General features: G+C 45.4%; 14 protein-coding genes and 1 pseudogene. 11 read left to right on the top strand and 4 right to left on the bottom strand.

Going from position 1 to position 14,814, the window contains the following annotated elements:
- Nucleotides 1–102: 102 nt before the first annotated feature.
- The gene (locus QZ766_RS05260) at nt 103–1,569 is read right to left on the bottom strand and encodes a mannitol dehydrogenase family protein (protein WP_297198294.1); all 1,467 of its coding nucleotides are present in this window, start codon (nt 1,567–1,569) and stop codon (nt 103–105) included.
- A 206-nt stretch (nt 1,570–1,775) separates the two neighbouring features.
- Here QZ766_RS05260 and uxuA point away from each other — a divergent pair, with 206 nt between their 5' ends.
- The 10 genes from uxuA to QZ766_RS05210 all read left to right on the top strand — a co-directional run bounded on the left by uxuA (nt 1,776) and on the right by QZ766_RS05210 (nt 11,334).
- Nucleotides 1,776–2,966, top strand: a complete 1,191-nt coding sequence (uxuA, locus tag QZ766_RS05255) for a mannonate dehydratase (protein ID WP_297198291.1) — start codon at nt 1,776–1,778, stop codon at nt 2,964–2,966.
- An 831-nt stretch (nt 2,967–3,797) separates the two neighbouring features.
- On the top strand, nt 3,798–4,343 hold the full coding sequence (locus QZ766_RS05250; protein ID WP_297198288.1) for a fimbrial protein: 546 nt from the start codon (nt 3,798–3,800) through the stop codon (nt 4,341–4,343).
- Nucleotides 4,344–4,414: 71 nt separating this feature from the next.
- Nucleotides 4,415–4,942: a fimbrial protein gene (locus QZ766_RS05245; RefSeq protein WP_297198285.1), complete on the top strand. Its 528-nt coding sequence runs from the start codon at nt 4,415–4,417 to the stop codon at nt 4,940–4,942.
- 15 nt (nt 4,943–4,957) lie between these two features.
- Complete coding sequence (locus tag QZ766_RS05240; RefSeq protein ID WP_297198281.1) at nt 4,958–7,459, top strand: outer membrane usher protein; 2,502 nt, start codon at nt 4,958–4,960, stop codon at nt 7,457–7,459.
- A 60-nt stretch (nt 7,460–7,519) separates the two neighbouring features.
- A complete protein-coding gene (locus QZ766_RS05235) occupies nt 7,520–8,218 on the top strand; it encodes a fimbria/pilus periplasmic chaperone (protein WP_297198359.1) in 699 nt (232 codons plus the stop codon).
- Between the two features lie 15 nt (nt 8,219–8,233).
- Nucleotides 8,234–8,821 carry a fimbrial protein gene (locus QZ766_RS05230; protein ID WP_297198279.1) on the top strand — a complete coding sequence of 196 codons (588 nt, stop codon included), beginning with the start codon at nt 8,234–8,236 and terminating at the stop codon, nt 8,819–8,821.
- An 18-nt stretch (nt 8,822–8,839) separates the two neighbouring features.
- Nucleotides 8,840–9,367, top strand: a complete 528-nt coding sequence (locus QZ766_RS05225; protein WP_297198277.1) for a hypothetical protein — start codon at nt 8,840–8,842, stop codon at nt 9,365–9,367.
- A complete protein-coding gene (locus tag QZ766_RS05220) occupies nt 9,364–9,870 on the top strand; it encodes a fimbrial protein (protein WP_297198275.1) in 507 nt (168 codons plus the stop codon). The genes QZ766_RS05225 and QZ766_RS05220 overlap by 4 nt, the downstream gene beginning before the upstream one ends.
- A 15-nt stretch (nt 9,871–9,885) precedes the next feature.
- Entirely contained in the window at nt 9,886–10,413 is a 528-nt protein-coding gene (locus tag QZ766_RS05215) for a fimbrial protein (protein ID WP_297198272.1), read from the top strand.
- Between the two features lie 33 nt (nt 10,414–10,446).
- Entirely contained in the window at nt 10,447–11,334 is an 888-nt protein-coding gene (locus QZ766_RS05210) for a hypothetical protein (protein WP_297198269.1), read from the top strand.
- A gap of 312 nt (nt 11,335–11,646) precedes the next feature.
- Here QZ766_RS05210 and QZ766_RS05205 read toward each other — a convergent pair whose 3' ends face one another.
- A complete protein-coding gene (locus QZ766_RS05205) occupies nt 11,647–12,129 on the bottom strand; it encodes a hypothetical protein (RefSeq protein WP_297198266.1) in 483 nt (160 codons plus the stop codon).
- Complete coding sequence (locus tag QZ766_RS05200; protein ID WP_297198263.1) at nt 12,119–13,168, bottom strand: hypothetical protein; 1,050 nt, start codon at nt 13,166–13,168, stop codon at nt 12,119–12,121. Before QZ766_RS05200 ends, QZ766_RS05205 begins: the two co-directional genes overlap by 11 nt.
- A 609-nt stretch (nt 13,169–13,777) precedes the next feature.
- Here QZ766_RS05200 and QZ766_RS05195 point away from each other — a divergent pair.
- The gene (locus QZ766_RS05195) at nt 13,778–14,428 is read left to right on the top strand and encodes a helix-turn-helix transcriptional regulator (protein WP_297198260.1); all 651 of its coding nucleotides are present in this window, start codon (nt 13,778–13,780) and stop codon (nt 14,426–14,428) included.
- A gap of 108 nt (nt 14,429–14,536) precedes the next feature.
- Here the strand turns inward: QZ766_RS05195 and QZ766_RS05190 are convergent.
- A pseudogene (locus QZ766_RS05190) lies at nt 14,537–14,814 on the bottom strand (hydrolase); the annotation flags it as partial.

Below are 14,814 nucleotides of genomic sequence, written 5' to 3'. Positions count from 1 at the left end.
CCATATCAGGAAAATGGGTGCGGCCTGTATCCTGACGAAAAAAATGTGAAAAGAGAAGCATTGTTGCGGACGCCCCGGGCGGGGGTCCGCGAAGAGAGGGAGCTACTGCCCCAGCGTCAGGCGCAGCGCCTCGCGGGTGCCGTGACGGGAGATAAGATCCCAGGCCCGGCTGACGGCGCTGACAAACTGCGGATTAGCAGGCAGATCCGCACCGAAAATCTCGCTCAGGGAGAGCAGGGCGCTGACCCGGCCAGCCGCCTCGCTTGCCGCCACCCGCGCGGCAATTTTATCCCCGAGGGGATCTTTTATCTCAATCGGGCTGCCGCTATCGTCCACCCCGCTGGCGTAGCGCATCCACGCGGCGACGCCGAACGCCAGCAGCGGCCATTCGGTGCCGTGGCGCAGACAGTGGCGAATGCTGTCGAGCATCCGCTGGGGCAGTTTCTGGCTGCCGTCCATTGCGATCTGCCAGGTACGGTGCTGCAGCGCCGGATTGGCAAAGCGCGCCAGCAGGCTGTCCGCATAGTCCTGCAAATCAACGCCGGTAATGCGCAGGGTCGGCGCCTGCTCCTGCATCATCAGCCGCGCTGCCGCGGTGCGGAACAGCGGATCGTTCATGCAGTCGCTGATGTATTGGTATCCGCTCAGATAGCCGGCGTAGGCCAGAAACGAGTGGCTGCCGTTGAGCATTCGCAGCTTCATCTGCTCCCAGGGCAGCACGTCGTCGACAAGCTGCGCGCCGGCGATTTCCCACTCGGGCCGACCGGCGACGAAGCTGTCTTCAATGACCCACTGGATAAACGGCTCGCAGCTGACGGCGCAGGGATCGCTGACTCCAAGCTCGTCGGCGATTTCATCCAGCGAGGCCTGCGTCGCCGCGGGAACAATCCTGTCCACCATCGTACCGGGAAAACGCACGTTCGCTTCTATCCAGGCCGCCAGCAGGTCCGAGCGCCGCGCCGCCATACCTAACACGGCGTTTTTTACCACCCGGCCGTTGTCCGGGATGTTGTCGCAGGAAAGAACAGTAAACGGCGCCAGCCCGCGCTGCTGGCGGCGGTGGAGAGCCTCAACCAGAATACCGGGCGCCGAACGCGGGGCGTTGGGCGTCTGCAGATCGTGAACAATGCGCGGCTGAGTAACATCCAGCAGGCCGGTGGCCGGATCGACGCAGTAGCCTTTTTCGGTAATGGTCAGGGAAACAATCGCCACCTGCGGTTCGCAAAACTTTTCGATAATTGTCTCCAGCGAATCGAGTTTGCCGTTAAGGCACTCGCGAACCGCCCCGACAACAATCGGCTGGTTCCCATCCGGCCCCTTCTCCAGCACGGTATAGCGATGATCCTGCTGGCGAAGCTGCTGCATCAGCACGTCGGCGCTGAACAGGCTTATTTCGCAGATGCCCCAGTCGCCGCCGGCTTGATTGAGCACCCGATCGGTTAGCAGCGCCTGGTGCGCCCGGTGAAAGGCACCAAACCCGAGGTGAACAATCCGCGTTTGCAGCCTGCTGCGATCGTAGCGCGGCTGCTGAACGTTGTCGGGCAGCGCGACGGTGGCGATATTTTTCATCTTTGTATACACCTGATTAACCATTAATTAACGACGCCAAGTTTAAAGTTATATGACAGCAAATAGAATTGGTATGCCGGTATTTTATAGAGACTGTGACGTCGATCAATCAAACGGCGGGCGGTATTTGACGTCTTTTGCTGAGGCTGTATGGTAGTCGTCAATAAGTTACCCGGTATTGGTATAACAAGTTAAGAGGTGAAGTGATGGAACAAACATGGCGTTGGTACGGACCTAAAGATCCGGTTTCTCTGGACGACATTCGTCAGGCTGGCGCGACGGGCGTCGTCACTGCGCTGCATCATATTCCCAACGGCCAGGTATGGCCGGTTGAAGAGATTGAAGCGCGCAAGGCGCTGCTGGCCGAAAAAGGGCTGAGCTGGTCCGTAGTGGAAAGTATTCCGGTGCACGAGGATATTAAAACCCACTCCGGCGACTGCGCCACCTGGATTGCTAACTACCAGCAGAGCATCCGCAACCTTGCCGCCTGCGGGATTGACACCGTTTGCTATAACTTCATGCCGATCCTCGACTGGACCCGCACCGATCTTGGCTACACGCTGCCGGACGGCTCTAAAGCGCTGCGCTTCGATCAGATCGCGTTTGGCGCGTTTGAAATGCACATCCTCAAGCGCCCGGGCGCCGAGGCCGACTACTCGGAAGAAGAGCAGCGCCAGGCGCAGGAATACTTTAATGCCATGAGCCCCGAGGACATCGATAAACTGACCCGCAATATTATTGCCGGGCTGCCGGGTGCCGAAGAGGGCTATACGCTGGACCAGTTCCGCCAGCGCCTGGCCGAGTATGACAGCATTAATAAAGAACAGCTGCGCGAAAACATGGCCGTCTTCCTGCGCGCCATCGTGCCGGTGGCCGAAGAAGCGGGCGTGCGCCTGGCGATCCACCCGGACGATCCGCCGCGCCCGATCCTCGGCCTGCCGCGCATCGTCTCTACTATTGAAGATATGCAGTGGATGAAAGAGACCGTTGACAGCATTTACAACGGATTCACCATGTGTACCGGCTCCTACGGCGTGCGCGCCGATAACGACCTGGTGCAGATGATTGAAACCTTCGGCGACCGTATTCACTTCACTCACCTGCGCGCCACCTGTCGGGAAGAGAACCCGAAGACCTTCCACGAAGGCTCGCACCTCGACGGCGACGTCAACATGGTGGCGGTAGTGGATGCCGTGCTGGCCGAAGAGCTGCGCCGCAAGCGCGCCGGCGACACGCGTCCGATCCCGTTCCGTCCGGATCACGGCCACCAGATGCTTGACGATCTCAAGAAGAAGACCAATCCGGGCTACTCCGCGATTGGCCGGCTGAAAGGGATGGCTGAAGTGCGCGGCGTTGAGCTGGCGCTGAAAATGACCAAATATCCTGAACTGCTGTAATCTCCGACAGTGATGTGAAAAGCCACCTCAGCGCGAGGTGGCTTTTTTGTTTCTGATTAGCGATAAAACCGCGACATAATGCCTCTCCTCTTCTTTTCTGTAGAACGTCAGGGCACAAACAGGGACAAATAAAAGCCGCTGCATAGCACACCAGATACTTGAATCGGAGAACCATTATCTTTGCGAGTATCAATTTTTTAGAAAGGTTTTGAATACTGTATACGGGGTAATGATCTTCATCAAAAGAAGACGCTAAAAAACGAATATAACAAATGATGAAGTGAATATATTTTAATAGATGTTTTCATTTCGGAGTAAAAGATAAATAGGGTCCATCTTTTTATACCAACCATGACCTCACAAAATCATCATAAAACAGAACGTGCAAATGTGAGAAGTTAATAGTACTCAACAGAACTTAAATTAGTCTCATGCATAAATCATTTTGGCGCTATCTTTTTTAAATTAATTTTAAAACAATGGACTAGCATTTTTGACTGAAATTAATAGAGTGAGACTGGCCTGTGAAAGGCAGTCAATTGTAGGGAAGTCGAGTCGTTTGTATTCAAGTGAATTAATTTTAACTGCTAGCTAAAAACACGGAATTCCTCTTAATTTATATTTATTGATGTTTGGCTGGATGCCCTGAAATATAAATTGAGTTTAATTGATGCTTATTGAGGTGCTGGGCTGAGCACGTTTTGTATATGATGCAACCACTACCTGACGAGGTTCAGCGTAGGAAAATATACTGAACATGTGTATGTAAGGCACACATGTGCAAATAAAGCACATATGCAGTATGCAACTCATATAAAAAGGATGTTAGAAATGAAATTAAAGTTATCCGCAGTGGTTATCTCTACCGTATTTATGGCCTGTGCAGCTCAGGCAGCAACGAAAGATCAGGGTAAAGGTGAAGTTAAGTTCACCGGCTCTATCATTGAAGCACCGTGCTCAATTAACCCGGAAAGTGCTAAGCAAGAAATCTCATTGGGGCAGATTCCAGTTAGCCAGCTGAAAGACGGCGGTAAATCAACACCTGTTGATTTCCAGATTAAGCTTGAAAAATGTGATACTCAGACCCTGACAAAGGTTAAAGCTACCTTTACCGGTGCACCTTCTAATGGTAATCCGGATCTGTTAGGTATCACCGGGGATGCCAGCGGCGCGAGCATCGCAATCACCAATGGTTCTGGTACCGTTGTTAAGCTGGGCCAGGCATCAACGGCCGTTCCGATGATCGACGGCTCTAACACGCTGGCATTCGCAGCTTACCTGCAGGGTGATAAAGCCGCTGCTGGCGGCGGTACTGCACCTACAATCGTTCCGGGTAACTTCTCCTCAATTGCTAACTATGCCCTTGCTTATCAATAAGCCAGTATAGCATTTATGATGAAGGCACTTTAGAGCTATCTATAGTGCCTTTGTTCAGGAGAATAATTCATGTGAAAAAAATAACGGCGCTCGCTGGGTATTATTTTGCATTATTGTCTACCTGCGCCTTGGGAGGGGACGATCTCCATGGAAGAGTAGGTCTTCATGGAAGTATTATGAAAGACGCCTGCAGTATTGATATGTCGTCATTAAATCAAACGATTGATCTGGGAACGCTAACCAGCGGAGAGTTAAACCGTGAAAACTATCAACACATTGTGCCTTTCAACATTCGGCTTCTTAAGTGTGATTTTTCCAGGGTAACTCAGAGTCGCTCTACATCAGGTTTTTTTGAGATTGTATTTGATGGTGAGCATCTTGGTGATTGGTTTATAAATAATGGATCTGCTAAAGGTGTTGGAATTGTAATTTATGATGGAATGCTGAATCGAATTCTCCCGGGAGCTACATCCAGGCCTCATATAGAGCAGCATAACAAAACGATCATTCCCTACTATTTGGCCGTTGAGAAAAAAGGGGAGTATATATCCTCAGGTGATATATTTTCGTCGATTAGATATAAGGTTAATTATTTTTAATAAGGTAGCAAAGGGATGCAAAGGACGACATCGTATTTTCTAAAAAAAAGGCTTGCCCTTGCTATCTTTATCCTGATATGGGGGCATAAAGCGGCCTATGCAACCGATATCCAGTTCAATACTGATATTTTAGATGCTGATGATAAGAAAAATATAGATATTTCCGTTTTCGATCGTGCGGGCTACATTATGCCTGGAAAATATACGATGGGCATCATACTTAATGGAAAAAAAATAAAAGATGCTGAGATTGTTTTCTTTCCCGACCCTAACGATGAAAAAAACACAATCCCTTGCTTGACCGAGGATCTCGTCGATCAGTTTGCGCTAACGGAAAAACACCTTAAACAGCTTAACTGGTATGACAAAAAAGAGGGGCGGGACACCTGTCTTATCCTGCCCGTTAAATCAGGCTGGACCTTTAAGCCTGATTTGGCGAGTCAGTCGCTGACAATTACCATTCCGCAGGCGTGGCTGGAATATATAGCGGAGAACTGGGATCCGCCATCTCGCTGGGACGACGGTATTCCAGGGGTTATATTTGATTACAACGGAAACGTCACCACAACCAAGTCTAACAACGCGTCAGACCGTAACAGCATGTCTGCGAACGGCACCGCTGGATTTAACCTGGGGCCCTGGCGCGCGCGCGCGGACTGGCAAAGCCGCATCGATAATGAACACAATGCCGGTCAGAGACAATTTGACTGGACGCGATATTACCTTTTCAGACCAATCAGAAGTTTACGATCGCGCTTATCTATTGGTGAGGACTATCTCTATTCGGATCTTTTTGACAGCTTCCGCTTTAGCGGCGTAACGCTGCGCAGCGATGACAATATGCTGCCGCCGAACTTGCGCGGCTATGCGCCGCAGGTGACCGGCGTGGCGAAAACCAACGCCAGGGTCACCGTGTCCCAGCAGGGTGCCGTCCTTTATCAAACCCAGGTGGCGCCGGGGCCGTTTGTGATCCAGGATCTGAACGATGCGGTAAACGGTGAACTGGATGTTAAGGTTGAAGAGCAGGACGGCACGACGCAACAGTTTAAGATCCAGACTTCCAGCATACCTTATTTAACGCGTCCCGGAGCGCTGCGATACAAGGTCTCGGCCGGTAAGCCTTCAGATATCAGGCATCATACCCAAGGACCAATGTTCTCCATGGGGGAGTTTTCCCTGGGTATTTCAAACGGCTGGTCGCTTTATGGCGGTGGAACAGCAAATAGCGATTATCAAGCTGGTGCGCTGGGTGTTGGACGCGATCTGATGGTATTTGGCGCGGTTTCGTTTGATACCACCCACTCCCGCGCCAAACTGCCCGGAAATGACACTGTCCAGGGAAACTCCTACCGCGTGAGTTATTCGAAGCGGTTTGATGAATACAATAGTCAGGTAACTTTTGCCGGCTATCGCTTTTCCGAGCGTAATTATTTAAGCATGGCGGACTATTTGAGTGTTAAAGAAACGCACTCACGTCTGCAAAATATGAAAGAGATGTACACCATTAGCTTCAATAAGCAATTTATTGAGTTGGGTACCAGCGTTTATCTGGACTATAATCATAAAACATACTGGAATGAAAATTCTGAGAATAGATATAATCTGTCGATGTCGAAATATTTTGATTTTTATAAGATAAAAAATCTTAATTTTTCGTTAAATGCTTATCGTAGCAAATATAATGACTTAAAAGATGACGGTGCCTATTTTACACTTTCCGTGCCGTGGGGCGGTGGTACGATTAGCTATAACGGCTCGCGTTATAAAGACGGCAGCAGTAACCAGGTAAGCTATTTTAATAGCCTGAGCGATCGGGCCAACTATCAGATGAGCGTGGGCAAAGACAGTGCCAGAAATTCCGCGAGCGGCTTCTACAGCTATGACGGTGATTTAACTCGTGTGGATACTAATGCCAGCTACCAGGAAGGAATGTATAAATCTGCCGGATTGGGCCTGCAAGGTGGGGTAACAGCGACAACGAAAGGCATTGCTTTTCATCGTATCAATCGTATGGGAGGCAGCCGCGTCCTCATTGACACTGACGATGTCAGCAACGTACCGCTGCGAGGTTATGGTTCAACCGTGCGATCAAACTATTTCGGCAAAGCCGTTATTGCCGATATTAGTGATTACTATCGCAATGAGCTGAAAGTGGATGTGAATAAAGTTCCTGATGATGTAGAAGTGCTTAATTCCGTTGAACAGGTAACGTTGACGGAAGGGGCCATCGGCTATCGCCGCTTCAATGTTATTCAGGGGGATAAAGGTCTGGTATATATCAAACTGAAAGATGGTTCATCGCCGCCGTTTGGTGCTTCTGTTATTAATGCCCAGGATCGGGAAGTAGGTATTGTTAATGATGACGGCAGTGCCTATCTCAGCGGTATAAAAGCAGATGAGGTGATGCGAGTAAAATGGGGAGGGGAGTTACAGTGTCAAATTATTTTCCCCAAAGTAATATCAGAGAAAGCACTGCAAAGCATGCTATTACCGTGTGCCAGTATCAGTAACAGTTAATATATTCAGGAGCAGAAAGTGAACTTTAAATCTATTGCAGGAATCGTTTCGTTAGCTGTTATGGGAATGCAGATGGCGCATGCCGCTATTGCACTAGACCGCACCAGGGCAATATTCAATGGCGGTGAAAAATCAATCAGCCTTAGCATAAGTAACGAAAATAAAAAATTGCCGTATCTGGTACAGGCGTGGCTGGAAGATACTGACGGAAAGAAAATTAACTCTCCGCTGACGCTGCTGCCGCCGCTGCAGCGCGTTGAGCCCGGTGCTAAAAGTCAGGTAAAAGTGCAGTCTTTGCCCGCAGTTGGGCAACTACCTCAGGATCGCGAAAGTATTTTTTATTTTAATTTACGCGAAATCCCACCCCGCAGCGATCAGCCGAACGTGCTGCAGATAGCGCTGCAGTCGCGTATTAAGCTTTTTTATCGACCTAAGGCAATTGTTGTCTCAGATGAAGCGGGTGCTACTCCCTGGCAGGATAAAGTCATCCTTATTCGTGAAGGTGAACGTATTAAGTTAAATAACCCGACACCCTATTATGTGACTTTTGTTGATGCGGGTCCAAACCAAAAAACAACGGTTAAAAAATTCGAGCCCATTATGCTGGCACCTTTTTCATCAGGCTATGCCAACGTGAGCGCTGCAGAGCTTGGGAGCGCACCGGTGCTGACTTACATTAACGATTACGGTGGATATCCGAAGCTCGTTTTCAGCTGCAGCGGTGCGACCTGTAACGGAAAAACAATAAAAAACGGATAATACTGAGAACGTTCAATGTCTAAATCATATAAATATCTGATGGTCCAGTGTTACCTGCTACTTATTACGTTTAGTAGCGCGGCCAATTCACAAAACAGGAACGAAACAAGCTTAACCGGAAGAATAGAGGTCAGAGGCGAGCTGGTGGAAAATGCCTGTCGGTTGGAACTAGACTCTGCCTATCAGGAAATTGATTTAGGCGTTCAGCCGACATCCCACTTTCAGCTCGTGGGTGATTATGGAAAGCCAGTCTCGTTTGAGCTTACTTTTATGGATTGTCTGCGCACGGGCAGCGCCACCCGGGATGACAGAAGCGGAAGTCAATTCTTTGATAATTATCAGCCGTCGGTAACGGTATCTTTTCTCGCTGCGGCAGATAGTACCAATTCCGATCTTGTTGCGGCATCGGGCACGTCCGGCCTCGGTCTGATAATTAAAGACCAGCGTAATCGTGCCGTGCGCATTGGCTTTCCCGGACAGCAGTTTGTACTTACTCCGGGTCAGGACAGTATTCGCTATACGATTACCCCAGTAAGAACCGCAGAGCCCTTAATCGCCGGGGCTTTTTATACCACCATTTTTTTCCACATGATGTACAACTAAGAGCGAGGTAAGGCTGATATGTTGCGCAGAATTTTCTGCTTATTAACGACCCTGCTTTCGCTGGGATGTATCGGTTTCGTATTTGCAGTACCTGCTCCACAGACGCTCGTTATTGGCTTAAGCGGGATGGTCCTTGAGCCCGCTCCTTGTACAATTAGCGGCCTTAACGGGCAAGCTGCCATTACCGTGGACTTTGGCCTGGTAAAAATTACTGCTCTCGACGGCGAGTATTATAAACGTCCCATTGACTACAAAGTAGAATGCAGCGCGCCAACGTCCAACGCCATGCAGTTGCGTTTTGCCGGCCAGTCCGCAGATGCATCTTTGACCTGTGAAGGTTGTCTGGCAACCGATATTCCCGCGTTAGGCATTAAAATATCTTCGGATACTCAGTCAATTATACGGGTTGGTGTTGATACGGTTAAATTTACCTATCCTGGCACCCCTAAACTATATGCGGCACCGATCTCAATTTCTAGCTCTCCGATAACAAATACGACTAAAGCCTTTGTCGGAAATGCCACGCTTGAGGTTATTTATCAATGAATGCAAAAGCGATAACTTTTCTGGCAGTCAATTTTATTATATTAAATAGTGCCTGGGGGGATATTGATGCGACGACCGGAAATCGCACAACTGCTGTGCAGTTTCGCGGCCATCTTATTGTCCCACCGCCCTGCCTTTTGAATGGGGGGGAGGATATCGAAGTGCCGTTTGACCGCGTGAGCATCTCCCGAATTGACGGCAAGAATTTCATGAAGGAAATCGTCTATACGCAGAGCTGCATTAGTCCAGCACCGTGGACGCTCTCAATGACGATTACAAGCAGTACGGTGGCCAGTTTTTCACCCGGTACATTACAGACGAATATTGGTGGGTTAGGAATAAAAATTTACATAGATGGCAAACCCCTGGAGTTTGAAAAGAAATATACAGTTACGGCTGGTAGTCCGCCAAAGCTAGACGCGGTTCCGATAAATCAGACTGGTGTGACGCTCGCAGAGGGGAAATTTACCGCTGCGGCGACAATGATGTTAAAATATGAATGAGAGATTAAATGAGCGATGAAAAAAATACAGTTAACTGGCTTGATTTTTCTCCTTATCATTAAATTACATAACGTTTATGCAGCCGATAATCTTAAGTTTAATGGGGAGTTGGTTAAAGAAGCATGTAATCTTTCCCCCGAAACTACGGTTATCCCTTTAAACTTTGGCAGCATCCCGGATACGTTTATTTATAATGGAACCAAACTTCGTAATGTTAATTTTCAAATAAAATTAATTAATTGCGATGTGCTAATATCTAAGTCTGTACGTATTGCAATGAAAGGGGCAGAAAGCGGTGAGATGCCGGGATATCTGGCTGTTCCTATCGATGGCAAAGCGTCAGGAGTTGCTATTGGTATTTTAAATAAAGAGAACAATCTCATTAAGATTAATAGTGACGGCAACCTGCAGCAGTTAACATCGAATACCACAAGCTTTGATTATTCTGCATTTATTGTGGGAGAGCCAACAGCCATAAAAGAAAAATCTATTGAACGAGGGGCATTTGATGTGAGTCTCTCATTTTCTATGAGTTACGAGTGAATTCTAATTATATTTTGGGCTGGAGGCTTACATATGATAAAAAATACTAAAATAGTAAGGTTGTTTATCCTTATATTACTGGGGGTTACTTGTAAAATTGGATTGGCAGTAGAAATTCCGATCGGTGATATCTTTTTTTCTATACCAGATAAAAATGATCCAAATTTCCAAATGGGATTGAGGAATATAACCTTTTCTGGTGCGATTCCAAATGGCGTTCTTCGAGCATGCAACGCCAATGCCGATCCTGCAACACAGTCATGTGCCTTAGTGCTCACTTGCTATAACAGAGTTAGATACGATACCGCGAATACTGCTGATTTATTTATCGGTATGAAATATCGTATGACAGGTGCCGATTTGAGATCGCTGTTAGCGTCAAGCTATGGCAGAAGTATGAGATATTTTGGCTGTTTTAAATATGTAAGTAAATATAAGCCAATGGAGCTATACCGAACGCCAACGTTGCGTATTGCACCTGTTCCTGCAGGTGGCGGAACCTTATCCGCTGATCAAGATGTCGGATTATTTAACAAGGCAATTTTACCTGACCCACCTGCTGAAAATACGACTTGTAATACAATACTGTCTTCAGAAAAAATAAACTTTGGTTCTTTTTTTATCAAACAGGCTGAAGGGTTATCTCGTTCTATTAATTTAAATGCCTCATGTAAAAATGGTAGTGCTTTTGCCAGATTTGAGGTTATTGGTTATCCTGTTGATGGTATTTTGATTAGACCAGATGGCAGTTTAAAAGCCTCCATTGAAATCAATGATGTTTCCGCTAATAATCAGAGCTCAGTTTATCTTGAAGATGGAACCACAACCGCTATACCTGTGCGAGCAACACTACATGCGGGACCCAATCTAAAGAGTGGGGCCTTTTCAACAAATTTAATTGTGAAAGTCACCTACGATTAGTATTACTTAAATGATGATACAGTTATAATTATTATTATAAATTGCGTTTGTGGCAATCTAGTATCTGTCAAAGAACTAGATTGCTCAATTACTATAAGTTATTTATATTTTTTATTATTTTATCTATTCTCTGTGGTTAGCAATATTATGTTAACTAACAATCTATTTAACGTTTTTATAATATTAAGATCCTAATATCAAAAATGAATAGAGATTGTCGATTCTTGGATGATTCATGCAAGTATATTATGCTATATAGCTACGTGGATTAAATCGTGTTTTAACGGTGATATGTACCATGTGTGCTCTCCTTTAAACTACAGAGCAATGAAATGAAGGTATATACCCTGTTGAAAAAATATAGCTATTATTTGACTGCTTATAAATTTCAAACTTAAAATTCTGGTCTTTTACCAGATACGCAGCTGGAATCAGATTCTCTATTTTATCTAAGGGCGTATCATCTGCCGGAGAGACGGTGATTTCAGATGTTTTTATATTAACCATTTTTTTAAATCTATTTACCTTAAAATAGGCTGCACGACTAACGTTATAAATATCCTCCCCATCATCCAGAATCCCTTGGTAGTTTATAATACCATTATTACCATTGATGTAATACTTAATGGCAAGGAAAAGCTTCGAATTCATCTTAATAACGGTTAGGTTGGCATTACAGGTTAAATTAAGCCTCTGCGACGGTGAATACAATGCCAGTATTGGCTTTGCCAGAATGGCTATTGCTAAAATGATAAAAACAAATGAAATCTGCTTTAATAAGCGCTTACTGGTCATAATCACCATCCATAATATAATAGGACATGCATGAATTATCTTTGCTGCCGGAACCAAATGGCCTGCTGCATTTTAATAATGATTTCCGGGCAATAAAATCATGAGTCGAAATGTAAAGCGTTTCATTATTGTTACATTTAATTCCATTATCGGATAAGAAATTTTTAACGTTAAATGCAGATGTAATGCTTTCTGAAATATAAATATTACAGCCCTGTTCTACACCTTGTCTCTTATAGTGAGTGAAGTAATCCTCTCCTGCACTATTAATATCACGTGTAAAATATAGCAGCGTGCCAGCAGCTAATATTAGTAAAAGTAGAATTATCATATTTCGTGGAGTGAGTGATTCCTTTATAGCAAATGGGCCTTCAGGAGTCTGGTATTGATGTGCTTCATTCTTTTTTCCGTCTTCAACAAAGTGCGGCTGCTTGTCATAAGGTTCGTTATCATGCTGATTATTATTTTGGGCGTCAACTGCGGTCGTTGAGTCGTTTACGAAAACTGGCGTTTGAGGACGTTGAGCATCGTCATATGACTGAGCGCAAAGGTTAGGCTGGGCTGCGTTCTCTTCACATTGTATATCTTCATTTGCCTCAGAAGCATATACGAGTTCCTCTTCCATCACTGATGAAATTTTGCTCTCTGGTATATTAAGGGGTATCTCTGTGACCTGGATAGTTTCTGGAACAATGAGCCCCTTTCTCGGTAGTGTCCTGATCACTTCATAATCGATACCGCAGGTTCTGAGTCCTTTACGCAGAACCAAAATATTTTGATAAAAAGTGTTGTCACTAACATGAAGTCCATATTTTTCCCAGCCTTCATGAATAAGTTTACTTTTATTTACAAGGTGCCCGTGGTTCATCAGTAAAACAAGAAAACATTCTGAAGCCGCTGCCAGTAAAGTAAATGTAGTATCAGTCTCGAGAGACCTTAATAAACATTTCTGATGATCGAACTCTACCTTGTTATCAATATGATACAAGCTTGTAATGTGGTGACTATCAGTGTCTGAGGGTTGATGTTCATTATCCATAAGTACCAATCCTGTGTGCTGTATAAACCGGAATACCTGCGTGAAGAGTTATAAATACTTTATCTTAATAAAACAAAAGAAATATTAAGAAATTTCTCACTGGTTAACTTTTGAACATTTTCGGTTTTTGGTAAAAATTTAAATGGAACATAATATTCTCTTTAAGAACAGAAAGTTATGTGTCTTTTGATCTTAAATGCTATTACCTGATTTCTCTTTTTTCTAATGCACAGTCTTTGAAGTTTATTGAGTTTATTTGATTTTAACCCCTGATAACTTGCTGTTATTGTTGAGATAAGGTTTCGAGGTTGGTGTATTTGGTTTAAGAAATTTTGTGATTATGTGAATAAAGATAAAATCCAGGAAAAGGTTTACGCGCAGTGTTGAGGATATCTGGAAATCAGCATTATGAACGTTGAGCTGTTGAGTCTTTTAAACTTGTCAATATTAATAATTTCAAAGGTTACGTTAACTGTGAGTTTTTGTAAGGGCTTGTAGGCATATTTTTACATTGTTGAGTGAATACTATACAAAGATTAACTTCAACTGGAATTGGCTTCTTATAATTTTCTCTGCTGCCATTGCCATTGAATAATGGAGTGTAATTTTATGGAAAATCGCATTGCAACGCATACCAATCTTAGAATTCGGGAAGTTATTGTCATAACCGATAATATTTTCTTTAGTCATGGAGTGAGCGTCAGTATTGATAAGTATTATGCCGATCTTATCAGTGATACTCAGAACACTAGCGTAGTTATACCCGTTGTCAAAAATTATACTATTGCACAGGCTATAGATTTTCTGGAAATTTCATTTTCAAATCAAAAAGAAAAGTATGAGAGAACCGTTGTTATTGTTGATAAAAAAGTGGCAATGGGTTTTTCACTATTGTTGAGTCATTTTAAAAAAGAAAATATATTCGTAATATCCAGTGAAGACTTAAGTTTTGAATATTTACATACCCTGGTCTTTGATAACCCCTGCAGGCGAGATGCGGGCGTAAATACGCCGTCATATGCTTTATTAAGCCGACTCAACTATCGCGAGAAGCGTGTCTGTCGCTACCTTTACCTGGGTTATAAAGCAAAAATGATAGGGCTAATGCTGGGCATCAATGAGAAAACCGTCAGCGGCTACAAGCAGCGGATCATGAGGAAAATTGGCTGCACCAAGAAAGCAGAGTTCAACGCAGCTATCATTAACTACAATAGATTTTGCAAAAATACGTCGGTTCAGAAAAACCAATTAGCCAGTTAGTATCAGCGTATCGTAATGGCGGTTTGATGTTCGCACTTCTCGAAACTATCAGTGTCTAACTGAATACCTGCTTTCTACCTCCGGCATTGCCGGAGGCTTTTCCCTCAATCAGCGATAAAACCGCGACATCTCTTCCATTGCCTGGCGCAGGGCCTCTTTGTCTGCCGGGCGTTTTAACGGCTGCATATCCGGCGTCATGTTAGTCTGCATGCCGTCAGGCGTTACCACGTCCAGCTCGTGGGGCGATACTATTGCGTAGTTGTAATAGCTGCCCACGATCAGATGGCGCGGCTGGGCTCCCGGCGACAGCAGATCCTGCCCGACGCTGTAATCGCGCGCCGGGGTAGTGACGCCCAGCGCGCGGCTCATCAGGGTAGGAATAATAT

Origin of the sequence: uncultured Pluralibacter sp., from assembly GCF_913775985.1 — a bacterium.
GTDB lineage: Bacteria > Pseudomonadota > Gammaproteobacteria > Enterobacterales > Enterobacteriaceae > Pluralibacter.
The sequence above is the reverse complement of the archived record's forward strand: the minus strand, read 5'-3'. Positions and strand labels throughout refer to the sequence as shown.